General features: G+C 64.5%; 19 protein-coding genes. 7 read left to right on the top strand and 12 right to left on the bottom strand.

What is annotated here, in order from left to right:
• Window positions 1-2406: an EAL domain-containing protein gene (locus tag V6E02_RS07445; protein WP_347308153.1), complete on the top strand. Its 2406-nt coding sequence runs from the start codon at window positions 1-3 to the stop codon at window positions 2404-2406.
• Here V6E02_RS07445 and V6E02_RS07440 read toward each other — a convergent pair.
• The 7 genes from V6E02_RS07440 to V6E02_RS07410 form a co-directional block, all read right to left on the bottom strand.
• Window positions 2358-4367 carry a transglutaminase TgpA family protein gene (locus tag V6E02_RS07440; protein WP_347308152.1) on the bottom strand — a complete coding sequence of 670 codons (2010 nt, stop codon included), beginning with the start codon at window positions 4365-4367 and terminating at the stop codon, window positions 2358-2360. The genes V6E02_RS07445 and V6E02_RS07440 overlap by 49 nt on opposite strands.
• Complete coding sequence (locus V6E02_RS07435; protein ID WP_347308151.1) at window positions 4360-5307, bottom strand: DUF58 domain-containing protein; 948 nt, start codon at window positions 5305-5307, stop codon at window positions 4360-4362. Before V6E02_RS07435 ends, V6E02_RS07440 begins: the two co-directional genes overlap by 8 nt.
• Before the next feature lie 10 nt (window positions 5308-5317).
• Complete coding sequence (locus V6E02_RS07430) at window positions 5318-6244, bottom strand: AAA family ATPase (protein ID WP_430626782.1); 927 nt, start codon at window positions 6242-6244, stop codon at window positions 5318-5320.
• A gap of 176 nt (window positions 6245-6420) precedes the next feature.
• Window positions 6421-7317 carry a ribosome small subunit-dependent GTPase A gene (rsgA, locus tag V6E02_RS07425; protein WP_347308150.1) on the bottom strand — a complete coding sequence of 299 codons (897 nt, stop codon included), beginning with the start codon at window positions 7315-7317 and terminating at the stop codon, window positions 6421-6423.
• Between the two features lie 10 nt (window positions 7318-7327).
• Window positions 7328-7669 carry a 4a-hydroxytetrahydrobiopterin dehydratase gene (locus tag V6E02_RS07420; protein ID WP_347308149.1) on the bottom strand — a complete coding sequence of 114 codons (342 nt, stop codon included), beginning with the start codon at window positions 7667-7669 and terminating at the stop codon, window positions 7328-7330.
• Between the two features lie 10 nt (window positions 7670-7679).
• Window positions 7680-7985 carry a cytochrome c family protein gene (locus tag V6E02_RS07415; protein ID WP_347308148.1) on the bottom strand — a complete coding sequence of 102 codons (306 nt, stop codon included), beginning with the start codon at window positions 7983-7985 and terminating at the stop codon, window positions 7680-7682.
• 11 nt (window positions 7986-7996) lie between these two features.
• Window positions 7997-9256 carry a M48 family metallopeptidase gene (locus tag V6E02_RS07410; RefSeq protein ID WP_347308147.1) on the bottom strand — a complete coding sequence of 420 codons (1260 nt, stop codon included), beginning with the start codon at window positions 9254-9256 and terminating at the stop codon, window positions 7997-7999.
• A 44-nt stretch (window positions 9257-9300) separates the two neighbouring features.
• Here V6E02_RS07410 and orn point away from each other — a divergent pair, with 44 nt between their 5' ends.
• Window positions 9301-9852: an oligoribonuclease gene (orn, locus tag V6E02_RS07405; RefSeq protein ID WP_347308146.1), complete on the top strand. Its 552-nt coding sequence runs from the start codon at window positions 9301-9303 to the stop codon at window positions 9850-9852.
• A gap of 95 nt (window positions 9853-9947) precedes the next feature.
• Window positions 9948-12503: an alpha-glucan family phosphorylase gene (gene glgP / locus V6E02_RS07400; RefSeq protein ID WP_347308145.1), complete on the top strand. Its 2556-nt coding sequence runs from the start codon at window positions 9948-9950 to the stop codon at window positions 12501-12503.
• A 7-nt stretch (window positions 12504-12510) separates the two neighbouring features.
• Here the strand turns inward: glgP and V6E02_RS07395 are convergent, their stop codons facing one another.
• Both V6E02_RS07395 and glgA read right to left on the bottom strand, forming a co-directional pair.
• On the bottom strand, window positions 12511-13434 hold the full coding sequence (locus V6E02_RS07395) for a GGDEF domain-containing protein (protein WP_347308144.1): 924 nt from the start codon (window positions 13432-13434) through the stop codon (window positions 12511-12513).
• A gap of 61 nt (window positions 13435-13495) precedes the next feature.
• Window positions 13496-14950, bottom strand: a complete 1455-nt coding sequence (gene glgA / locus V6E02_RS07390; protein WP_347308143.1) for a glycogen synthase GlgA — start codon at window positions 14948-14950, stop codon at window positions 13496-13498.
• Window positions 14951-15228: 278 nt separating this feature from the next.
• Between glgA and gnd the strand changes: the two genes are divergently transcribed.
• From gnd to pgl, 3 genes are read left to right on the top strand one after another with little or no spacing between them, the layout of a single operon-like run.
• The gene (gene gnd, locus V6E02_RS07385; protein WP_347308142.1) at window positions 15229-16146 is read left to right on the top strand and encodes a phosphogluconate dehydrogenase (NAD(+)-dependent, decarboxylating); all 918 of its coding nucleotides are present in this window, start codon (window positions 15229-15231) and stop codon (window positions 16144-16146) included.
• Window positions 16143-17630, top strand: a complete 1488-nt coding sequence (gene zwf, locus V6E02_RS07380; protein WP_347308141.1) for a glucose-6-phosphate dehydrogenase — start codon at window positions 16143-16145, stop codon at window positions 17628-17630. The genes gnd and zwf overlap by 4 nt, the downstream gene beginning before the upstream one ends.
• A 7-nt stretch (window positions 17631-17637) precedes the next feature.
• A complete protein-coding gene (gene pgl / locus V6E02_RS07375) occupies window positions 17638-18336 on the top strand; it encodes a 6-phosphogluconolactonase (protein ID WP_347308140.1) in 699 nt (232 codons plus the stop codon).
• Window positions 18337-18379: 43 nt separating this feature from the next.
• Here the strand turns inward: pgl and trhP are convergent, their stop codons facing one another.
• Window positions 18380-19726, bottom strand: a complete 1347-nt coding sequence (gene trhP, locus V6E02_RS07370; protein ID WP_347308139.1) for a prephenate-dependent tRNA uridine(34) hydroxylase TrhP — start codon at window positions 19724-19726, stop codon at window positions 18380-18382.
• Between the two features lie 56 nt (window positions 19727-19782).
• Between trhP and dnaE the strand changes: the two genes are divergently transcribed.
• Window positions 19783-23256 carry a DNA polymerase III subunit alpha gene (gene dnaE, locus V6E02_RS07365; protein ID WP_347308138.1) on the top strand — a complete coding sequence of 1158 codons (3474 nt, stop codon included), beginning with the start codon at window positions 19783-19785 and terminating at the stop codon, window positions 23254-23256.
• A 205-nt stretch (window positions 23257-23461) separates the two neighbouring features.
• On the opposite strand, the gene V6E02_RS07360 is transcribed toward dnaE, so the two are convergent.
• A complete protein-coding gene (locus tag V6E02_RS07360) occupies window positions 23462-23650 on the bottom strand; it encodes a hypothetical protein (protein ID WP_347308137.1) in 189 nt (62 codons plus the stop codon).
• A 42-nt stretch (window positions 23651-23692) separates the two neighbouring features.
• A partial coding sequence (locus tag V6E02_RS07355; protein WP_488212600.1) for a transposase family protein occupies window positions 23693-24162 on the bottom strand: 470 nt, incomplete at its 5' end.

The raw sequence follows: 24162 nt of genomic DNA, 5'->3' as shown, positions 1-24162 counted from the left end.
ATGGTGCGATTCTGGCAATCCTTGCGTGGCCGCATTCTGGCCAGCGTGATCCTGGTGCACGCCGCTCTGTCGGCCTACATCGCCGCTGACTTCGTTCACCGTGAGCGCATTCTGTTGGGGGAACAGTTCCGCGGTCAGGCGGGGGCGCTGGCGCGCAATCTTGCCACGAGTAGCGGCGCGTCGTTGGTGAGCCGCGATCTGGATACCCTGGATGCCCTCACCGGTGCCCTGCGCCAAGTGCCTCACCTCGCTTTCGCCCTGGTGACAGACGACCAAGGACGGGTGCGTGCCAGCAGCGACGATAGCTTGTTTGACCAGGTGCTGGGCGACGAGGTGAGTCGCCGGCTGTTGAGCGTGGGGGGGCCACAGGTGCTGGAACACGGCGGCATCGTGGATGCCGTTTATCCAGTCGAGGTGGCAGGGCGTACCGTGGGCTATGCGCGGGTGGCGTTTTCACGGGCGAGCCTGGATGCCGCCATCAGCCGGCTCATCTGGCGTGGGGTGGGTTTTACCGTGCTTGCCATCGTGCTGGGCGGGCTGGTGGCCTGGGGTGTGACGCAGGCGGTGACGCGGCGGCTGGCGCGTCTGTCCACCGCGGCCGATGCCGTGGCGAGCGGCGATCTCGAAGTGCGCATCGAGGGTGATGAGCAGCCGGACGAAGTGGGCCAGCTGGCGCGTGACTTCCGCGTGATGGTGCAGGCGCTGCGCACGGAGCGGGCGCGGCGGGATGAACTGGAGGCGCGTCTGTGGGAAGAGAAGGAGCTTGCCGAGGTCACCCTCACTTCCATTGGCGATGCGGTGATCACCACCGATGTGGCAGGCCAGGTGAGCTTCATGAATCCAGTCGCCGAGCGCCTCACCGGCTGGCGAAGAGACGAAGCCCGCGGCAAACCCCTCACCCAGGTCTTTCGTATCTTGGACGAGACCCGCCGCGTGCCCATTGTCAATCCGGTGGAAACCGTGCTCGCCACGGGGCAGGTGGTGGGGCTGGGCAATCACACCCTGCTCATCAGCCGCGATGGCCGCGAGCTCAACATCGAGGATTCCGCCGCGCCCATTCGTGACCGGGACGGCGACATCTTGGGCGTGGTGCTGGTGTTCCACGATGTCACCGAGGCCCATACCCTCCAGGCCAAGCTGCGCTGGGCGGCCAGTCACGATCCCCTCACCGGCCTTTACAACCGCGCCGAGTTCGAACAGCGCCTGCAAGCGTTGCTGGAGGTGACCCGTCCCGGCGACAAGCATGCCCTGCTCTACGTGGACCTGGATCAATTCAAGGTGGTGAACGATACCTGTGGCCACGTGGCCGGTGACGAGCTGTTGCGGCGCCTGGCGCTGGAGATGCAGGCCCAGGTGCGGCTGCATGACGTTCTGGCCCGTTTGGGGGGCGACGAGTTTGGCTTGCTTTTGCCCTATACCAGCGCCACCCGGGCGCGGGAGATCGGGATGGCGCTGCTCACCATGCTCCAGAACCACCGCTTCCTATGGAAAGACCGCACCTTCACCACCGGCGCCAGCGTCGGGCTGGTGACCATCGACGGGCCCGGGCATGGCGTCTCCGAACTGCTCTCGGCGGCGGACACCGCCTGCTATGCGGCCAAGGAGGAGGGGCGGGGACGCATCGTGGAATACGTGGCGGAATCGGTGGATTTCAAGCGCCGGGCCCAGGAGATGGACTGGGTGGCGCGACTGGCCGCGGCCCTGGACCAAAACCGTTTCCGCCTGTTCTGGCAACCCATCCGGGCGGTGACCGGCGAGGAGCCGCTGCGACACGGCGAGGTGCTGCTGCGCCTCGAGGAGGAAGATGGCAGCCTGACCCTGCCCGGTGCCTTCCTGGCCGCCGCGGAACGCTACCAGCTCATGGGGCGCATCGACCGCTGGGTGATCGAGACCGCCTTCCAGTGGCTCGCCCAGCATCCGGGGAATTTGTGCTTGTCCATCAACCTCTCCGGCCAGTCGCTCACGGACGATCGTCTCCTGGAATGGGTTAAGACGCGTCTCAAACACTACGGCGTGCCCTGTGCGCGCATTTGCTTCGAGATCACGGAGACCGCGGCCATCGCCAACTTGCAGCGGGCCGTGACCTTCATGGAAGGCTTGCGCCGTCTGGGCTGCCGCTTCAGCCTGGACGACTTCGGCGCGGGGCTGTCCTCCTTTGCCTACCTGCGCAACCTGCCCGTCGATTTCGTGAAGATTGACGGTTCCTTCGTGCGCCGCATCGTGGCAGACCCGGTGGACCGCGCCATGGTGGAGGCCGTGCGCGACGTGGCGCGGGTGATGAATATCCACACGGTAGCGGAATACGTGGAGAGCGAGGCCATCCTCGCCATGCTAGGCGAGCTGGGGGTGCACTACGCTCAGGGTTGGGCGGTGGGACGGCCGGTGCCGCTGGATGCTGTCGAGTGAGGCTTGCCGCAAGGGCGTGGCGCAGGGAAAGCGGCGGCCTGCCGCGCGAACTCGCGCGCCGCGTGGGGATCGTTTTCTCCGCCGTAGCGCAGCGCGGCATAGCGGCGCGCCAGCGCCGCGAGGGGCGCGGCCAGCTCGGGCCGCGTCTTGCCGATCCGCTCGGCATAGGCCAGTGGCCCTTCCTGGGGTGCGCGCGGAAGCCCCGCCCGCGCAAGCTTGCGGCATAAGCGTAGCCACGCCGCTTGCACGGGATCGCGTGGGGCCGGCAAACGCAGGGTGAGGGCGGCAAGCAGGATGAAGCTTGCCGCGAGCGCCACCAGCAGCATCCAGGCGAGCTTACGCCAGGAGACGATGCCAAACCCCATGCGTGCGAACAGCCCCACCTGGCGTTCCTGATCGAAGCCGATCACCCACAGGTTCCAACGGTGGTTGAGCGCGTCCCACTTAAGGCGCAGGGTTTTGAGCCAAAGCGGCTGGCTGCGCAGCAGGTAGGGCAGGGGCTCCCCTGCCGGCAAGGCGGCGGACGGGCCCCGTTCGATGCGTGAGGCGGCCACGGCGGCGGTGGGGTCCACCCGCACCCAGCCTCGCTGCGGCAGCCACACTTCGCTCCAGGCATGGGCATCGGACTGGCGGACGATGAGATAGCCGCCCAGCTCGTTGAACTCGCCCCCTTGATAGCCCGTCACCACCCGAGCGGGTACGCCTGCGGCGCGCATCAGAAACGTGAACGCCCCCGCGTAGTGCTCGCAAAAACCACGGCGCGTGTCGAACAGGAATTCGTCCACGCCATCGGGCCCAAGCAGGGGTGGGGTGAGGGTGTAGCGGAAATCCTGCTCCCGGAACAGCCGCAGCACGGCTTCGACCACTTCCCCATCCGAGTGCGCCGTGCGCCGCATCTGCTCGGCCAGGGCCCGGGCGCGGGAGTTGCCCGAAGGCGGCAGTTGCAGCGCGCGGGCGAGGGTGTGCGGATCTGGGTTGGCGTCGAGTCGGTGCTGGGGCAGGGCGAGGAGATCAAAGCGCTGCCGCTGAGTGAGCGGTTGTGTTGCGAAAAGCTGGTAGGTGGACGCAAGGCGCATGTGGGGCCCGAGCGCCAGTGGGTCGGGCAGCTCGAGCGCGAACACCCAGGGTTTGCCGTGGGGCTCCAGCGTGACGCTGTAGGCGATGGGCGGACCGTCCGCCTCCACGGCCGGCAACACGGCGGCGCCGCGATGGGGCTGCCAGCTTGCACCATCGAAAATTTCCAGTACCGGGCCGCGCCAGTAGCGCTGGGCTGCAGGGGGCGGCGGGCCTTTGAACTCGGCGCGGAAGACCACCTCGTCCGATTGCACGAGACGGCTGATGCTCCCGGGACGCATGATTTCGTCGAGTCCGCTGCGCGCGGCAAAGGTGTCCTTGGGCAGCCCCCACAGCGGCCCGGGCAGGCGCGGGAATAGCACGAACAAGAGCACCACGAGGGGCAGGGCCTGAATGGTGAGGGTGAGCGCAAGCCGCATCGCCGCCGGGACACTTTGGGCGGGATGGGTGAGAAGCGCGAGTGCCACCAGCAACCAGACCGTGGCGGTAAACAGATACAGGGCAAGCAGGATGTCCTGTCCATAGAGAAAATGGGTGAGTACCAGAAACCAGCCCAGAAAGACCGTCAGCACGGCGTCGCGCCGGGTGCGCATCTCCATGAGCTTGAGCGCCACCATGAGGGTGAGCATGGCCACCCCCGCCTCGCGGCCGAACAGGGTATGGTAGGCGACGAGGATGGACGCGGCGCAGGCCAGTGCGAGCAGGATCAACAGACCGCGGCCAGGCAAAGGCACCCAGCCCTGGCTTGCGGCCAGGCGCCAGCCGAGCAGGGTGGCCGTCAATAGCGTAAGCCACGGCGGCAGATGGGCCGCGTGTCCAGCCGCCACCAGCAGGATACCCAGCACCACCGCCAGGCTCTCGCGCCTTGCGAGGAGGGTATCAGCCATGATCCGCCTTTCCAAACAGGGCCAGCGCGGCCAGACACGCCTGTCGCTGGGCTTTGCCGTGCCCAGGCGGAATGCGCGTCCCGGGAAGGGAAAGACCGTAGCGCACGCCCGCCTGTTCAGCATCGAGTACCGCCCGAGCAAGCCAAGACAACTTCGTCTCCGTGTCCCCGGGTGCATGAGCCCAGTCGAGCGCACGGGTGGTGTCGGCCTCACCGTGGAAGCGCTTGCTGGCGAGCGGCCCGCCGCGGGCGAGCATCTTCCACGCCACAGCCCTGGGCGAATCGCCCGGCACGAAGGGGCGCAGGCCGGCGAAATCGCCCCGGCCTTCGCCCAGCGGGCGGCGGCAAGCGCCGTTTACGGTGTCGGGGATCGGGGGCGGCCGGGCGTGGTCGAGGGGACGGGGATAGACCAGGGTCGTGAGCGCCGGATACAGCACGGCCCAGGCCCGGAACAGGCCTAGGGGATAACTGGTGGACACGGTAAGCCGCGGCGCCGCAAGCCGTCCGCGACATGGTGCGGGCACAGGCAAATTCACCGGCGTGACTGTTGCGAGATCGACCCGAACCGCGGCGCTCCCCGCGGCGAGCACCAGGGCGGGGCGCGGGGAGGGCGCGGACAGACTGAAATGAAACTGGGCCTCGCCGCCGGCGAAGGCGGGCGTCGCACCGAGCGGGCTTACCACCACGTCGCGCAGGTTGCGCCAGGTGTGGAGCATGGCCGCGAGTGCCACACCCGCTAGCAGGAACACCAGCAGAAAGCCAAGGCTCAAGGCGTAGTTGACGGCCCCCACCAACATGGCGAGCAAGAACAACGCGAACAGCACCCCGTGGCGTGTGGGAAGAATGTAGATGCGCCGCGCCGTGAGCGCGATCGGGCCGGTTTCGCGGGACAGGGGTTGCATAAGCGCCGCTAGCCGCGCAGACAGGGCCATCCCGCGCATGGGCGAAACATCAGGGCAGGGGGACCGCGGCGAGCAGGGCAGCCGCCAGTTCCTCGCCGCTTTGCGCGCCGGCGGGATCGTGCAATCGGTGTCCGGCCACCGCTGGCAGCACGGCCTGCACGTCCTCCGGCAGCACCGCCGCGCGTCCGCAAAGGTAGGCGTGGGCGCGCGCAGCTTGCACCAGGCCTCGCCCCGCGCGGGGCGACAATCCTGTGCCGTAGGGGCCGCTGCGGGAATGGGCGAGCAGGGCCTGGACGTAATCCAGCAAAGCCTCGGCGACGAACAGGCGGGCCGCCTCCTCCTGGGCGGTGATCAGGCTCGCGGCATCGAACAAGGGGGACAGTTGCGCCAGTAGCGTACGCCGCTCCGTTCCCGCCAACAGCGCGCGTTCTGCACTGGCTTCGGGATAGCCTAGGCTTAAGCGCATCAGGAAACGGTCGAGCTGGGATTCCGGCAACGGAAAGGTCCCGACCTGGTGCTGGGGATTCTGGGTGGCGATCACGAAGAATGGTTCCGGCAAGCGGCGTGTGATGCCATCTACTGTGACCTGACGTTCCTCCATGGCTTCCAGCAGCGCGCTCTGCGCCTTGGGCGTGGCGCGATTGATCTCGTCGGCCACCACGACCTGCGCGAACACTGGGCCAGAATGGAAGACGAAACGGTTTTCCTGGCGGTCCCACACGGAAACACCAACGATGTCGGCGGGCAACAGATCGGCGGTGAACTGGATGCGGTTGAAGGCGAGTCCCAGGGTGCGGGCCAACGCCTGCGCCAGGGTCGTTTTGCCCATGCCAGGCAGATCCTCGATGAGGAGATGGCCGCGCGCCAGCAGACAGGCGCAGGCCAGACGGATTTCCCGTTCCTTGCCCAGGACGATTTCACCCACCTGACGCAAGACGGCGGCCAGTCGGACAGGCAGTGGGGCGTTGGCTTCCATGGCTGGCAAGTATAGCGGGTCAACACGCGTGCAGGCCCTCCGCTGCTTACGCAAATCGTGACATTGCGCGGGATCGCCGCTAAAGCGCCTCTCACCCGCCTGGCGGGTGACAACCCTGTGGGGCTTTAGCTGCGATCGGGCGTGTGCTCTCCGGTGATGGGGAGGCTTCCGCGAGCTTAAGCGTAACGCCGTGCCTGCCAGTCGAGGTGTTCGCGCACAATGGCCTGATAGGCGGTGAGCCGCCGCGGCGAGAGGGTGCCGTTCTCGGCAGCTTCGAGGATGGCACAGCCCGGTTCCACTAGATGCCGGCAGTTGTGGAAACGGCAGCGCCCCAGGTAGGGCCGGAATTCGACGAAGGCTTGCGCCACTTCCTCCGGGCTTAGATGGTAGAGGCCAAATTCCTGCAGGCCGGGAGAATCGATGAGATCGCTTTCCCCATCCAAGTGATAGAGCGTGGCATGGGTGGTGGTGTGACGGCCGGAGTCGAGCGCCTGGGAAATTTCGCGCGTGGCGGCGTGGGCGCCCGGCACCAGGGCGTTCACCAGGGTTGATTTGCCCATGCCCGACTGGCCCACCAGCACGCTCACCTGGCGCGCGAGGTGGGGGTGCAGGGGCGAGACATCGCGCGTGGCGGACAGCTTCACCAGCGGATAACCCAGTTGGTGGTACAGGGCCAGACGGGCTTGCGCTTGCGCAGTCTCCGATAGATCAGCCTTGTTGAGGACGATCACGCTCCTGAGATGTGCGGCCTCGGCGGCCACCAAGGCCCGGTTGACCAGTTCTTCGTAAAAGCTCGGCACGGCCGCCACCACGACGATCACTTGCGTAACATTGGCGGCAAGGACCTTCTGGCGGTAGGGATCGGAGCGATAGAGGAGACTTTCACGGGGCCCCACGCTTTCGATCACGCCTTGCGCGCTGCCGGTGGGTCGGACCTGTACCCGGTCGCCGCAGGCCACGCCCGTTTTCTTACCGCGTGTGACGCAGCCAAGAATGCGACCGTCGGCAAGTTCGACCTGGTAGCGCTTGCCATGCGCGGCAACGACGCGTCCCGGCAGGAGCCCTTGCGCCATGGTTCGCCGCTCAGAGATCGAACAGCGCGTCGATCTTGGCGGCGCAGATAAAGTCGTTTTCGGACAGGCCGCCGATGGCGTGGGTGATGTAGCGCACGGTGACCTTGTTGTACCCCACTTCCAGGTCCGGGTGGTGGTCTTCGCGGTGGGAGATCCAGGCGGTAGCGTTCACGAAGGCCATGGTCTCGTGGTAGTTCTTGAATTGATAGGTCTTGGCGATGGCGCCATTGTCCAGTTCCCAGCCCTTCACCTGAGCCAGGTAGGTTTGGATTTCCTCTGGCGTGAGGGGCGGTACGCCTCCCTCGCAGGGTTTGCAGTGGCCCTTGGTGAGATCGCAGACGACGGTGCTCATGCTCGATTCCTCATTTGAAGTGGTAGAAAGTCTGGTTGAGATAGGCGCCCACGTGCCGCTCGTCCTCGGGAAACCAGCCGGCGCCGGTATTGGCGTTGCAGGCCGAGATACGAGAAGCCAAGGCGGAGGCGCTTTTCACCTTGCGGTCGGCGCGCGTGTAAATGCCGGAGCCATCGCCACCAAAGAGGGAAATGTGACAGGCAGTGCACTTGGCATCGTGCAGGGCCTTGCCTTTTTGCACGTCGCCGCCCGCGAAGGGCTGGGCGTGGACGGCTGCGGCCGTGATGAAAAGCAGGGTGAGAGGCAGAAGACGCATGGCGAACTCCTTCAGTGGGTGGCAGCGGTTTCCAGGCGGCCGATACGTAGCGCCGCGGGTGGGTGTGAGTCGTAGAAGGTGGAGTAGAGCGAATCTGGGGTGAGCGTGGCGGCGTTGTCCTGGTAGAGCTTGGTGAGGGCGCGCACGAGGGCGGTGGCGCTGGCGTGGTGGGCGGCGAAGGCATCGGCCTCGAACTCGTGACGGCGGGAATAGAGGGCGATGAGCGGGTGCAGCAGGAACCCGAACACCGGCGCCACCAGCATGAACAGGGTAAGTCCCAGATAGGCCGAAGGGTGGCTCACCCCCAAGCCCGCGAAGAAGCCTTCCGCCTCGATCAGGTGAGCCAACAGCCAGAGTGCGGCGAGACTGGCGGCGAACACCCAGGCCAGGCGCTTGACCACGTGCCGGTGCTTGAAATGGCCCAGTTCGTGGGCGAGCACCGCTTCTACCTCTTCCGGTGAGAGCTTTTCCAGCAGGGTGTCGTAGAAGACGATGCGCTTGGCTTTGCCCAGACCGGTGAAATAGGCGTTGCCATGGCTGGTGCGGCGCGAGCCGTCCATCACGTAAAGGCCGCGCTGGGTAAAGCCGCAGCGTTGCAGCAAGGCTTCGATGCGCCGTTTGAGTGCGCCCTCGGGCAGCGGCGTGAAGCGATTGAATAGGGGCGCGATCACGGTGGGATAGAGGAAGAGCACCAGCAGGTTGAAGGCCACCCACACACCCCAGGCATAGAGCCACCAGTGCTCACCCATGGTGTGCATCAGCCACAGCAGCACCAGAAGCAGGGGCAGTCCCAGCACAAGCATGACCAGAGCGCCTTTCACCAGATCCGCCACGAACAGCGCCGGCGTCATGCGGTTGAAGCCGAAACGGGCATCGATCACGAAGGTGCGGTAGGCCGAGAAGGGCAGCTCCGCTAGACCGAGCAGGAGCATCACGTTGATGATGACGATCGGACCGCGCATGTGTTCCGTCTCCATCACGCTACGCCAGAAGCCATCCAGCGCGTCGAGGCCACCACCCAGGGTGAGCGCGAGCACCAGCAGCGCATCCACCCCCGCCTGCACCATGTTCAGACGTGTTCTGGCGACGGTGTAGTCCGCGGCTTTCTGATGGTCCGCAAGGGTGATGCGTTCGGCAAAGGCCGCCGGCACGCGATCGCGATGCGCTAGAATGTGCGCGATGTGACGGCGTGCGAGCCACAACTGCAGGAGCACGGCGATCGTCAAGGCGGACAAGAATACAGCCGTCACTATTTGCGCAGGGATAATCATGGCTTGGAAAAGGGTTTTTCCGGGCCCGGAAGAGAACGGAAATTATGGCACAGGCGCCAAACGAGAATCACCTGATCTGGATCGACATGGAAATGACCGGGCTGCATCCGGAGCAAAACCGCATCATCGAAGTGGCGCTGGTGGTGACCGATGCCCAGCTCAACGTGCTGGCGGAATCGCCGGCGCTGGCGGTGCACCAACCGGAGGAGGTGCTCGATGCCATGGATGACTGGAACAGGAGCACCCATGGCAAGAGCGGGCTGATCGATCGGGTGCGCGGCTCCACCCTCAGCGAGGCAGAGGTCGAGGCGCAGATGATTGCCTTCCTGGAGCCGCTGGTGCCGGCGGGCAAGTCGCCCATGTGCGGCAATTCCATCTGCCAGGACCGTCGCTTCCTCGCCCGCTACATGCCAAAACTGGAAGCCTATTTCCACTACCGCAACCTGGACGTGAGCACGCTCAAAGAGCTGGTCAAGCGCTGGAAGCCGGAGATTGCCTCGGGTGTGGTGAAGGAAGGCAAACACACGGCGCTGGCCGACATTTACGAATCCATCAACGAACTCAAGTATTACCGGGAGCATTTCATCAAGGCTTGATGCCGCCGCGGCGCCGGTTGCGCGCTTGGCGCAAGGCTTGCGCCGCGCCGACGGTGGCATCCCTCCACGATTGAGCCTTCACGAGCGGAGCAGTCATGAGCAATGGCCATACCTTCACCATCGAGGTGAATCCGAAAATTCCGCGCCGCCTGGCGCGGCTCGAGGAACTCGCCACCAATCTCTGGTACAGCTGGGACCGTCCCACGCGTACTTTGTTCGCGCGTCTGCATCCCGGTCTGTGGGATGCGGTGGGGCACAATCCCAAACTGTTCTTGCGCCGCATCGACGAGCAGCGCCTGGTGGACGCGGTGGACGATCAAGTGTTCCTCGCCACCTACAACCGCGTGCTGTCTGCCTACGACACCTATCACGCGGAACCCATGCGCCCTACGGGACAGGAAACCCTGCGCGAGCAGGATCTGGTGGCATATTTTTGTTTCGAGTTTGGACTGCACGAAAGCTTCCCCATCTACTCGGGTGGCTTGGGCATCCTGGCAGGGGATCATTGCAAGGCGGCGAGCGACATGCGGCTGCCCTTCGTCGCCGTGGGCCTGCTCTACCGCCAGGGCTATTTCACGCAGACCATCAACAGCGAGGGCCAGCAGGTCGCCACTTACTACGACGCCGACTTCGACGATCTGCCCGTTCAACCAGTGCGCCAGGACGATGGTAGCGAGCTACACGTAAAGGTGCCCCTCGCCGGACGGCAGGTAGCGGTCAAGGTGTGGGAAGCCACCATTGGGCACGTGCGGCTGCTTTTGCTGGACACGGATCTGGAAGAAAACACGCCAGAGGACCGGGACATCACCCACCAGCTCTATGGCGGTGACCGGCATACCCGCATCCGCCAGGAAATCATCCTAGGCATTGGTGGCCCGCGTGCCCTGACCGCCATGGGGCTCAAGCCCACGGTGTGGCATATCAACGAAGGTCATGCCGCCTTCCTGATCCTAGAGCGCATCCGGATGCTGCGCGCCGGTGGCCTGGATTTTGCCAGCGCGCTGGAGGCGGTGGCCGTCAACACGGTGTTCACCACCCACACGCCGGTGCCGGCCGGCCACGACCATTTCGCCCAGGACATGATCGAGACTTATTTCCGGGATTTCCTGCCGGAGCTCGGTCTGAGCCGGGAGGAATTCATTGCGCTGGGGCGCAAGGATGACGCGCCGGATTTCAATATGACGGCGCTGGCCATCCGTGGCTCTCGGCATCACAACGGTGTTTCGCGCATACATGGGGAGGTGTCCGCGCGCATCTGCGCCGATCTCTGGCCGCAGATTGACCCCGCGGAAAACCCCATGAGCTACGTCACCAACGGCGTGCACGTGCCCACCTTCCTGGCGCTGGAATGGGCCGAGCTGTTCGACCAGTTCCTGGGCTACGAATGGCGCCACCGCATGTCGGACGTGAGCTACTGGGCCAAGATCGACCAGATTCCGGATCATCTGTTCTGGAGCGTGCACCAATCCCTCAAGTCGCAGATGCTTCAGTTGGTGCGCCATCGCATTGCCCATCAGCACCTGCGTAACCACGGTTCCCAGGCCCATCTGGACCGCATGTTTCGCCATGCAGATCCCGCCAATCCCAACGTGCTCACCATCGGGTTTGCGCGCCGCTTCGCCACCTATAAGCGCGCGACCTTGCTGTTCGAGAACCTGGACTGGCTGCGCGAGATCCTCGCCGATGGCGAGCGGCCGGTGCTGTTCATCTTCGCCGGCAAGGCCCATCCCGCCGACCAGCCAGGGCAGGAACTGATCCGCCAGATTTACCACATCATGCACATGCCCGAGTTCGTGGGCAAAGTGCTGCTCGCCGAAGGCTACGACCTCAACATGGCGCGGCGCCTGGTGGCGGGCGTGGACGTCTGGCTCAACAATCCCATCTATCCCTTGGAGGCGAGCGGGACATCGGGCATGAAAGCAGGCATCAACGGCGTGCTCAATCTGTCTGTGCTGGATGGCTGGTGGGGCGAAGGCTATGACGGCAAGAATGGCTGGGCCATCAAACCGGCGCCAGAGAACATGGACGAGTACCGGCGCAACAAGGAGGATAGCCAGACGCTCTATGAGCTGCTTCAGGACCAGGTGATCCCGCTCTACTACAAGCGCGACAAGTTCGGCTATTCACCGGAATGGGTGAAGATGGCCAAGACTTCCATTGCCACGCTGCTGCCACGTTTCAATTCGGGTCGCATGGTGGGGGAGTATGTCAGTCGGTTCTATCTACCCGCGGCCAAGGCAGGGCGTCGTTATGCGGAAAGCGGCTTTGCCAACGCGCGCACGTTGGCGGCTTGGAAAGAGCGGGTGCGTGCGGCTTGGGGTGGGGTGGCCCTGCGGCGGGTGGATACGCCGAAGCGACGCATCCGCTTCGGGGACGAGGTGCGCTTCGAAGTGGCGGCCCGGCTCAATGGGCTGGATCCGGCAGACGTGGTGGTGGAGATGCTGATGACGCGCGCCAACAAGTATCACATCAAGGACGCGCACCACTACCGGTTCAGCTTCGACCGGGTGGATTCGGAAACGGGCGAGCACCGCTTCGTCTTGGATCTCGCGCCCAGCCTGTGTGGACGGCTCGATTATCGCATCCGCGCCTACCCGGCCCACGCCTTGCTCACCCATCCGCTGGAGATGGGACTGATGGTCTGGCTGTGAAGCGCGCCTAGTTCGCGATGTGGGTGCAATTGCGCCCGGCGCGCTTGGCGTCATAGAGCGCCCGGTCGGCCCGCAGCACGAGGCTGTGCCCGTTCTCGCCCTCCGCGAGGCAGGCGATGCCGCAACTGAAGGTGATCGCGATGGGGTGCTGGTCGTAGAGAAGGGGCGAGCGGGCGATCATCTCACGCAGTCGGTCCACTACGAACCCGGCTCCCTGGATGTCGGCATCCGGCAGGATCAGCAGAAACTCCTCGCCACCGTAGCGCACCAGGGCGTCCGATTCCCTTAGCACCGAGCGGGCCACCATGCCGATGTGGGCGAGCAGGGCATCGCCCGCATCGTGACCGAACCGGTCGTTCACTTCCTTGAAGTGGTCGATGTCGATCATGGCCACTGTGAGGCGGCCGCCGTGGCGGCGCACGCGCGCCACTTCACGCATGAGTAGCGCATCCATGCCGCGCCGGTTTTGGGCGCCGGTGAGGGCGTCCTCCAGCAGCGACTGGCGAGTCTCGCTGAGCTCGCAGCCCATGCGCTCCAGGGTGGAACGGGTTGCTGCCAGCTCGTTCTGGGTCTGCACCACCGACAGGTGGATCAAGTCTGCCTTTTCCGTGATGGCCTGCGCCAGGCGCAGGATCAGTTCCTTCTCCTCGGCGCTACCCAGCTCGTCCACCGTGCCGCGGATGTCCGCATTCCTGGCTTGCAATTCCTCGCTCAGGCTGGCTGTGCGGTGGATGATCCTGTCCACCAGCTGCCGCACCATCGCTACGATGTTGCTAGAGGCATGGCTGAGGGGTTGCTGCGATGCGGTGGCAGGCTTGCCCGCCATCTCGGCATACACGCGCGCGTAATTCTCGGGCGTAGCGGGAAGCTGGCGCTCAGCCAGGGCGAGCAAGGTGGCGCGGGCGAGATCGGCGACGGAGGGCGGGGACATGGGGCGTTCCGGAAGGTGCTTGGGCAATGATACTCGGTCCGGGCGCGTCGTGGGTCGTCGTTCAGCGCGCCAGCAGGCGCTGGTAGAGGTCGAGATAGGCGCGCGCACTTTTTTCCCAGGAGAAATCCATGCGCATGCCTGCCTGCTGGATGCGCCGCCAAACCGGCCGCTCTTGCCAGGCATCCAGGGCACGCCGGACGCCTTCCAGCACGGTGGCGTAGTGCATGTCATGGAAGATGAAGCCGGTGGCCGTGCCGGCGGCGAGGTTTTCAGGATTGGCGTCGACCACGGTGTCGGCCAGTCCGCCGGTGGCATGCACCACCGGCGGCGTGCCGTAGCGCTGGCTGTACATCTGATTCAGGCCGCAGGGTTCGTAACGGGACGGCATGAGGAAGATGTCGGCGCCTGCTTCCATGAGATGGGACAGCCCCTCGTCGAAGCCGATGGTGACGGAAAGCTGACCCGGATACCGTGTGGCCAAGGCGCGTAGCGCCGTCTCGAGCTCCGTTTCGCCGGCGCCCAACACCGCGACTTGTGCGCCCAGGCGCAGGATTTCCGGCGTAATGGCGAGCACCACATCGGATCCCTTCTGGTAGGTGATGCGGGAGATCACGGCGAGTAGCGGACGGTTTGCCTGCGCGGCAAGCCCGAGGCGTTCCTGCAGGACGCGCTTGCAAACCTGTTTGCCCTCCAGATGATCGGCGCTGAAGGGTGCGGGCAGGTGGGGATCATGGGCCGGATCCCACTCGCGCACGTCGATGCCGTTGAGGATGCCCGTGAGCCGCTCGCGGCGTGCCCACAGCAGACCATGCATGCCAAAGCCCAGCGTTTCGTGCTGGATTTCTCGCGCGTAGGTGGGGCTCACCGTGGTGAGCCAGTCGGCGTAGTAAAGTCCCGCCTTGAGGAAGGAGAGATGGCCGTAATATTCCAGGCCATGCAAGCTGAAGCTTTCTGGCGGCAGGCGCAGCGGCTCGAGCAGCCCCGCGTCGAAATTGCCCTGGTAGGCGAGATTGTGGATGGTCATCACCGTCGGCACACCACCTAGGTAGTGCAGATAAGCAGGCGCAAGCCCCGTCTGCCAGTCATTGCAGTGAAGGATATGGGGGCGCCAGTCCGGTAGCAGGTTCGCGTTCGAGGCGAGCAGGGCCGCGGCATGGGAGAGCAGGCCAAAGCGGAAGGCATTGTCTGGCCAGTCGCGCCCATCCGGAGCCTGGTAGGGCCCGCCGTCGCGGTTAAAGTAGGCATCCCAGACGACGATATAGAGGGGGACGTCACGACCTGGCAGGTGCGCTTGCCGCAGCTCCACCTGTCCGGTGACGTAGGGATGATCGAACCAGGCCACGGGGCGGGCTTGTGGCAGGCGGGCGAGCACCTGACGATAGCCCGGCACCAGCACCCGCGCATCGGCACCCAATGCCCGCTGTGCGGCTGGCAATGCGGCCGATACATCGGCAAGCCCGCCGGTCTTGATCAGGGGATGGATTTCCGAAGTGACGAAAAGAATGGACAGAGGCATTCCGGCGGCGCTTGTTGTTTTTCTATAGTGGATGCTGAATTATCCCAGATTTGCCGCGGTGCGGCGCGCGCCGCAGCAAAGACGGGCAAAAGACAAATCTCTCGTTTGCGCAATCATTGAGCGTTACGTCGGTAGTCGACAGGCTGCGTAAGTAAACTGTCACTCCCGGGAAAGCGGGAATCCAGAGTATTCCTCGCCATCTTCTGGGTCCCCGCTTTCGGGGGGACGACACAAAGGTGTCATCTACTTACGTAATGCTCAACAGGAAAGGAAACTTGATGAAGATAGGCATGGTGGGTTTGGGCCGCATGGGCGGCAATATGGCACGCCGTCTGCGGCGCGGCGGGATCGAGGTGGTGGCGTGGAATCGCAGCTTCGAGGTCACCGAGGCCCTGGCGCGTGAAACCGGCGCTCAAGCCGCGGCGAGTTTCGAGCAACTGCTGGCGGCGCTGCCCGCACCGCGCGTCGTCTGGCTGATGTTGCCGGCAGGGCAAGCCACCGACGAGGCCATCGAGCGGCTGGCGGCCTTGGCTACGCCTGGCGATCTCATTGTCGATGGCGCCAACGGCTATTACCGCGACGCGATCCGGCATGCGAAAGCGCTTGCGGCGCGGGGGCTTGAGTTCATCGACTGCGGCGTTTCTGGTGGCATCTGGGGTCTTGGCAATGGCTATTGCTTGATGTTTGGGGGCGAGCCCGAAGCGGCGGCGCGCGTCATTCCCTACATGCGCGTGCTCGCGCCAACACCCGATACCGGTTGGCTGCACTGCGGGCCCGTGGGCGCAGGCCATTTCACCAAGATGATCCACAACGGAATCGAGTACGGCATGATGCAGGCCCTGGCGGAAGGTTTTGCCCTGCTCGAGGCGAAAAGCGAGTTCGGACTCAACCTCGCCGCCATCGCCGAACTATGGCGCCATGGCAGCGTGGTGCGTTCGTGGCTGCTCGATCTCACCGCGCAAGCGCTGGCCGAGGATCAGCAGCTGGCCGACATCGCACCTTATGTGCCGGATTCCGGTGAGGGCCGCTGGACGGCACTGGAAGCGGTGGAACAGGGTGTGCCCACGCCTGTAATGACGATGGCATTGATGATGCGCTTCGCTACCCAAGGCCGCAACGATTTCCCCGCACGTCTACTGGCCATGATGCGTAAGGGCTTCGGCGGGCACGCGGTGAAGACCGGAGGGGAAAAATGAACGCGAACGGTGGTCCCGACACACCCTGCAGCTTCGTCATCTTCGGCTCCACGGGCAATCTGTCCCAGACCAAGCTTTTGCCTGCGCTCTACCATCTGGAGGGGGCTCAACGATTGCCGCCCCATATGAGCCTGTTCGCCTTCGGTCGTCGGCCGTTCACGGATGCCGACTGGCATGCCTTCATGCGCGAGGCGCTGGAGCGCAAGCTCAAGGAACGCTTCGATCCGGCCTTGTTCGACAAATTCGCTCAGCGTTTCACCTATGTTGAAGGCGAGCTGCACAATCGTGCGGACTACGAGAAGCTAAAGCAGGCGCTCGCTACGCCCAAGATGGGCGCCTGCACTAACGTCGTGTTTTATCTCGCCATCAAGCCAGCGGAATTCACGGCGGTGATCAACAATCTGGACCGTGCCGGGCTGAACAAGCCGCGCGGCCTGCATCGGATCGTCGTGGAAAAACCCTTCGGCGAGGACATCGAGAGCGCCGAGATGCTGAATCAGGTGCTGCACCGGTATTTCGACGAGGAGCAGGTGTATCGCATCGACCACTACCTGGGCAAGGAAACAGTGCAGAACCTGCTGGTGTTCCGCTTCGCCAATACGTTGATCGAACCCTTGTGGAACCGCAATTTCATCGACCACGTGCAGATCACCGTCGCCGAGCAGGTGGGCATTGGCAAGCGCGCCGATTATTACGAGCGGGCCGGTGCGCTGCGCGACATGCTGCAGAATCACCTCATGCAGTTGCTCACCGTGGTGGCCATGGAGCCGCCGGCCAACATGGACGCCGACGCTGTGCGCGACGAGAAGGTGAAAGTACTGCGCTCCATCCGCCCTATTTCCAAGCGCTCGGTCAACGCCCATGCCTTCCGCGCCCAGTACGCGGCGGGGTTTATCGATGGCGAACCCGTGCCGGGCTACCAGGACGAGGAGGGCGTGGAGCCGGGCTCCGTGACCGAGACCTTCGTCGCCGCCAAGTTCTACATCGACAACTGGCGTTGGCGCGACGTGCCGTTCTATCTGCGCACTGGCAAGCGCATGGCGCGGCAACTCTCGCTGATCGCGATCCGCTTCAAACACCCGCCGCAGCAGCTGTTTCGCGAAACACCGCTCACCTCTATCGCGCCCAACTGGATCGTGCTGTCCTTGCAGCCCGAGGAAAGCATGCATATGGAAGTGCACGTCAAGCAACCGGGGTTGGAGATGCAGACGCGGATTCTGAAAATGAACGCCTTCTACCAGGAGCCCGGCGCCAAATCCCTGGATGCTTACGAAAATCTGCTCTTGGACGTCATCGAGGGCGACCGCACCCTGTTCTTGCGTTACGACGAGGTGGAATGGGCCTGGCGCGTGGTGGACCCCATCCTCAAGCACTGGGCCATGGAGCGCGATTACATCCACACCTATCCTGCCGGCAGCTGGGGACTGCAGGAGGCCAACCGGCTGTTCGACGGCGAGGATCAAGAGTGGCGTAACGAAGTGTGATGGCCTGATGCAGACACGTTGGCACGTGCTCAAGGACGCCGCCACTGTGGCCGCCGAGGCGCGGCGGCGCTTGCTTGCTGCGGCCGATGCGGCCATCCGCGGGCGGGGCGCCTTCCACCTGGTGTTGGCCGGCGGTGCCACGCCACGACTTCTCTACACCTCGCTGGTGGATGCGCGCGCCGACTGGTCGCGTTGGCACATTTGGTTCGGCGACGAACGTGTGCTGCCCGCGGCCCACCCCGAGCGCAACAGCGTCATGGCGCGTATGGCCTGGCTCGACCACGTGCCGATTCCGCCTGCGCAGATTCACGTCATTCCCACGGAGCGAGGCTTGCATGCCGCGGTGGAAGCCTATCGACGCGCACTGGCGGGCATGGGCGAGTTCGACCTGGTGCTTTTGGGGCTCGGAGAGGATGGGCATACCGCCAGCCTCTTTCCGGAGCGGGACTGGGGCGAGGGGCCCGCAGCCGCGGACGTGTTGGCCATCGAGGATGCGCCCAAGCCGCCACCGGCGCGTGTCTCCCTTTCCGCCGCGCGGCTGTCTCGCGCGCGCGGCGTGTGGTTTCTGGTGACGGGGGCAGCCAAGCGCGAAGCTGTGGCGCGCTGGCGGCGCGGCGAGTCCATTCCCGCGGCGGCCATCAGGCCGGCAACGGGTGTCGATGTGTTTCTGGATGCGGCAGCCGCAGGGGAGACTTTCGGCCCATAACCGGCGAAGCCTTCGTCTGGCCGCGCGGCGGACGGGGGCGCGCCTACGCCAGCATTCTTGCCACCAGCCCCATGGGAGCCGGGACCGGCAGCGGAATGCGCACGCGGTGGCCGGATCCTGGCGCAACTTCTAGGGGCGCGCCGTCCAAGTCTTCCATGTGCGTGAGCAGGAGCCGGTGATTGCCGGCGGGGGTCAGCAGTTCCAGCCAGTCGCCCAGTGTGAAGCGATTCTTCACCTCGATTTCCGCCCAGCCGGCGGCATCCTGGGTGGCGACGCGGCCCACGTACTGGCTACGTCCGGATTGCGAGTGGCCGCGTAGGTAGTTCTGGTATTCCGCGCTGTGATGGCGCTGGTAGAAGCCGTCGGTATAGCCGCGATTGGCGAGCCCTTCCAGGCTCGCCAGCAGGCTAGGATCGAAGGGCCGGCCGGCGTGGGCGTCGTCGATGGCGCGGCGATAGGCCTGGGCCGTGCGTGCCACATAGTAAACGGACTTGGTGCGACCCTCGATCTTGAGGGCATCTACGCCAATTTCCACCAGCCGGGCCACGTGTTCGATGGCGCGCAGATCCCGCGAGTTCAGGATATAAGTGCCGTGCTCGTCCTCCAGGATGGGCATGAGCTCGCCGGGTCGCTCACCTTCCTCGACCAGATAGACCTGATCGGCAAGGGGATGGCGCGGCTGCCCACCGCATTGCGCGAAGGCAGGCGCCTGAAAGGCGGAAGAGTAATCGAAGTCGATTTTCTGCCAGTCGCCGCTGTCGGTCTCGGCCGCCGCATGCACCTTGTAATCCCAGCGGCAGGCATTGGTGCAGGTGCCCTGGTTGGGGTCGCGGTGGTTGAAATAGCCCGAAAGCAGACAGCGACCGGAATAGGCAATGCACAGTGCCCCGTGCACGAACACTTCCAGTTCCATGTCGGGGCAGCGTTGCCGGATCTCGGCGATCTCGTCGAGGGACAGCTCGCGCGACAGGATCACCCGCTTCAAGCCCAGGCGCTGCCAGAAGCGCACTGCGGCGTAGTTCACCGTGTTGGCCTGTACCGAGAGATGGATGGGCATGTCAGGCCACTTTTCCCGCACCAGCATGATCAAACCGGGATCGGCCATGATCAACGCGTCGGGGCCCATGGCGATGACCGGTGCCATGTCGGCAGCATAGGTCTTCACCTTGGCGTTGTGGGGCATGAGGTTGCTGGCCACGTAGAACTTCTTGCCCAGCCGGTGTGCTTCCTTAATGCCGGCGGCCAACTGGTCCAAGTCGAATTCGTTGTTGCGCACGCGCAGGCTGTACCGCGGCTGGCCGGCATATACCGCGTCCGCGCCGTACGCGAAGGCGTAGCGCATTTTTTCCAGGCTGCCGGCGGGGGAGAGCAGTTCGGGGCTGGGCGGCATGGGAAGTGCGCGGAAACGGGCAGGTGGATGGTGCAAAGAGAGTAAAATTCTACCCCATGCCGGATCCCACTTTCGTCCATCTGCGCCTGCATTCCGAGTTCTCCGTAGTGGACGGCATCGTGCGGGTGGACGATGCAGTCGAGCAAGCGCGGGCGGATGCCATGCCGGCACTGGCGCTCACGGATCTCGGCAACGTCTTCGCGCTGGTGAAGTTTTACAAGGCCGCCCGCAGCCGGGGCGTGAAGCCCATCATCGGCTGCGATGTCTGGGTCACCAACGAGGCCAACCGTGACCAGCCGCATCGCCTGCTGCTGCTGTGCCGCAACCGCTCGGGCTATCACCGGCTATGCGAACTTCTTTCCCGCGCCTACCGCGAGAATGTCTACCGGGGTCGCGCGGAGCTGCGCCGGGAATGGTTTGCCGCCGGCGGCGGTGAAGGGCTGATCGCCCTGTCTGGCGCCCATCTTGGCGATGTGGGCCAGGCGTTGCTCGCACAGAACTGGGAGCGAGCCCGCCAGCTCGCCATGGAGTGGGCGGCGTGGTTCCCGAATGCCTTTTATCTGGAGCTGCAGCGGCCTGGCACGCCCCAGGCAGACAGCCATGTGCATTTCGCGCTGAGCTTGGCGCGCGCGCTGGCCCTGCCGGTCGTGGCCACACATCCCATCCAGTTCATGCGGCGTGACGATTTTCAGGCGCACGAGGCGCGCGTGTGTATCGCTGAAGGTTACGTGCTGGGCGACCCGCGCCGGCCGCGCCCCTTCACCCAGGAACAGTATTTCAAGACCCAGGCGGAGATGGCGGCGCTGTTCGCGGACGTTCCTGAGGCCCTCGCCAACAGCGTGGAAATCGCCAAGCGCTGCAATTTCACCATCGAGCTGGGCAAGCCCAAGCTGCCGCAGTTTCCCACGCCGCCTGGCGTGAGTCTGGACGAATATCTGGTGCAGGAAGCCCGCCGGGGGCTAGAGCGCAGGCTCGCCGAGCGCTATCCCGATGCCGCGGCGCGCGAAGCAGTGCGCCCGCGCTACGAGGAGCGGCTCGCCTTTGAGACCCAGACCATCATCCAGATGGGATTTCCGGGCTATTTCCTGATCGTGGCCGACTTCATCAACTGGGCCAAGGACAACGGCGTGCCGGTGGGCCCGGGTCGTGGCTCGGGTGCGGGCTCGCTGGTGGCCTACTGCCTGGGTATCACCGACCTCGATCCATTGCGCTACGACCTCCTGTTCGAGCGCTTCCTCAACCCGGAACGGGTGTCCATGCCGGACTTCGACGTGGATTTCTGCCAGGACGGGCGCGACCGCGTGATCGACTACGTGCGCCGGCGCTATGGCGAACAGAGCGTGTCCCAGATCGCCACCTTCGGCACGCTCGGGTCCAAGTCGGTGATCCGTGACGTGGGGCGGGTGATGGACCTGCCTTACAACTTTTGCGACCAACTCTCCAAGCTGATCCCGGTGGAAGGGGTGAAGCCAGTGCCACTCGACAAGGCGCTGGAAATGGAGCCCCAGCTCAAGGAGCGCTACGAGAATGAAGAAGAGGTGCGTAGCCTGATCGACCTGGCGCGTAAGCTGGAGGAACTCACGCGCAACGTGGGCATGCACGCGGGCGGCGTGCTGATTGCGCCGGGACGCATCACGGATTTCTGCCCCATTTATAGCGCCCAGGGATCGGACTCGGTGGTGAGTCAGTTCGACAAGGACGATGTGGAAGCAGTGGGCCTGGTGAAGTTCGACTTTTTGGGCCTGCGCACCCTGACCATCATCGACTGGGCGGTGAAATTCGTGCGCGAGCTGGCGCTCGGGGCGGCTGATGCCCACTTCCGCGTCGAGAGCATTCCCCTCGATGATCCCGCTACCTATGAGCTCCTCAAGGCTTGCAACACCACTGCCGTGTTCCAGCTGGAAAGCCGTGGCATGAAGGACTTGATCCGGCGTCTTAAGCCGGACACCTTCGAGGACATTATCGCCTTGGTGGCCTTATTTCGTCCGGGTCCGCTCCAGTCGGGCATGGTGGACGACTTCATCAACCGCAAGCACGGGCGGGCCAAGGTGGACTACATGCATCCCAAGCTGGAAGCGGTGCTCAAGCCTACTTATGGCGTCATCGTCTATCAGGAACAGGTGATGCAGATCGCCCAGATCCTGGGCGGCTATACCCTCGGTGCCGCGGACATGCTGCGGCGCGCCATGGGCAAGAAAAAGCCGGAGGAAATGGCCAAGCACCGTTCCATCTTCGTGCAAGGGGCGGTAGAGCGGGGCGTGGACGAGAAGCTTGCCACCGAGCTGTTCAATCTAATGGAAAAGTTTGCCGAGTATGGTTTCAACAAGTCCCACTCGGCAGCTTATGCCCTGGTGGCCTACCAGACCGCCTATCTCAAGGCCCACCATCCCGCGGCCTTCATGGCGGCGACCCTCACCGCCGACATGGGCGACACCGACAAGGTGTTCAACCTCTACAGCGATTGTCTGGAAAACGGCCTAGAGATCTTGCCGCCGGACATCAACGCCAGCGACTATCGCTTCCTGCCTCTGGATGGGCGTCGCATCCGCTATGGTCTGGGGGCGATCAAGGGCACCGGCGAGGCCGCCATCGAGGCCATCGTCCGCGCGCGCGAGGCGGGCGGACCTTTCACCGGTCTGTTCGACTTCTGTCGGCGCGTGGATCGCCGTCAGGTGAACCGGCGCGTGATCGAAGCGCTGATCCTGGCGGGCGCCTTCGATGGCATCAATGATCACCGCGCGAGCCTTCTGGCCTCGGTGGGCCAGGCCCTAGAAGCGGCAGAGCGGGCGGCGGCCCATGCCCGCCAGGCAAGCCTGTTCGGGCTGGAGGAAAGCCAGGGCCCGCGCGCGGAAGAAGCCCTGGTGGACGTGCCCCGCTGGTCCAAGAAGGCGCTATTGCAACACGAAAAGAAAAGCCTGGGCTTCTATCTGAGCGGTCATCCCTTCGACGCCTATCGCGAGGAGGTGGCCGCCTTCGTCAAGACCCGCCTTGGCAAGCTCGCGCCGCAACCGGAAAAACAGCTCCTTGCGGGCATCATCTACTCCATCCGCACGATGATGACCCGCCGCGGCAAGATGGCTTTCGTCGTCTTGGACGATGGCGAGGCCCAGGTGGAAGTCGCGGTATTCAACGAGCTCTACGAGAAATACCGGGAGCTGCTGCGCGAGGACCAGCTCCTGGTGGTGGAGGGCAAGGTGAGCCGGGACGAATATTCCGGGGGGCTACGCGTCAGTGCCGAGCGCCTCTATGGCATGACCGAGGCGCGCACCCGTTTCGCGCGCGGCATTTGCCTTTCCATGAACGGTCAGGCCAGCGCGGAGAAGCTACGTGAACTGCTCGCCCCCTACCGCCAGGCCGTCACGCCCACGGAGGAGCCGACCGGCTGCCCGGTACTGGTGCGCTACCACAATGGGGTGGGGCAGTGCGAGCTCGCGCTGGGCAACGCCTGGCGGGTTCAACTGGACGACGGGCTCTTGGAAGGCCTGCGGGCCTGGCTTAGCGAGGATGCGGTGAGCATCCTCTATGGCTGAGCCGGCCATCGACAGGCCCTCGCCCGTCTTTCCGGCCCGTCCAGGACCGCCGCTGTAGGGCCTTCCTTAAGCCTGGCAGTGAACTTCCTGTGGGCGGGGCTTGAGACCGCCCAGTGAAGAAAAAAAGTGTTGTCAACAAATAGAACTGTCCGGTCTTAAAGCACGTAAACTGTCCGCTTTTCCCCTGTGGGAAGGTGTCCCACAGTCAGGTGCCGCGGCGGACCTTTGCTGCAGTCTGCAACTTGGGTTTGAGCAACTGCCCTTGGGCATCGTAACGAGCCAGGCAGCGCGGGCCGTGGAAGAGGGCGACTTTTCCATCCAGGTAACGGTGCACCCGCACCTTCACCTTGACGTAATGCATGCGGTGGCGGTCGGCGGGGATTTGCAGCTTCATCCCCTCGAAGGCCACACAGTTATCTTTCCCCACCACCCGCTCCTACTGCTCGCACAGGATGTCATCCAGATCGCCCCCGATCCAGGGCACAAAGGCTGACCCTTCTTCCTGGGCAGGCTGCAGGAACTCGGCATTGAAGGCCGGCAAATAGACTTCCCTGAGGTAGCGATTGGCCGCCGCCATGTCGGTGATGCCCGCCGCGGCCAACTCCTTGGGCAGCCGATCCTGATGGGTGCGAAACATCCGCTCCGACCGCCCGCGCGCCTCTGGCGAGTAGGCGGGGATCATCTCGATGCCAAGCTGGCGCATCGCCCGCCCGAACTGGGTGAGGTTGTGCTTGTCCACCTTGCCGCCGGCCTCTGGCGTGTGCCAGTAGTGGCTGCCGCGGTCAGTGTAGAGTGAGGCAAACAGGCCGCGGGCTTCGATCACCTCCTTGACCCCCAGAAAGGAGGATGCCGTGCCTTCCTCCTCGACGAAGAACATCGAATAGTGCTCGTTGGTGGCATCATCCA

The organism is Thiobacter sp. AK1 (genome assembly GCF_039822265.1).
Taxonomy (GTDB): domain Bacteria; phylum Pseudomonadota; class Gammaproteobacteria; order Burkholderiales; family Thiobacteraceae; genus Thiobacter; species Thiobacter aerophilum.
The sequence above is the reverse complement of the archived record's forward strand: the minus strand, read 5'-3'. Positions and strand labels throughout refer to the sequence as shown.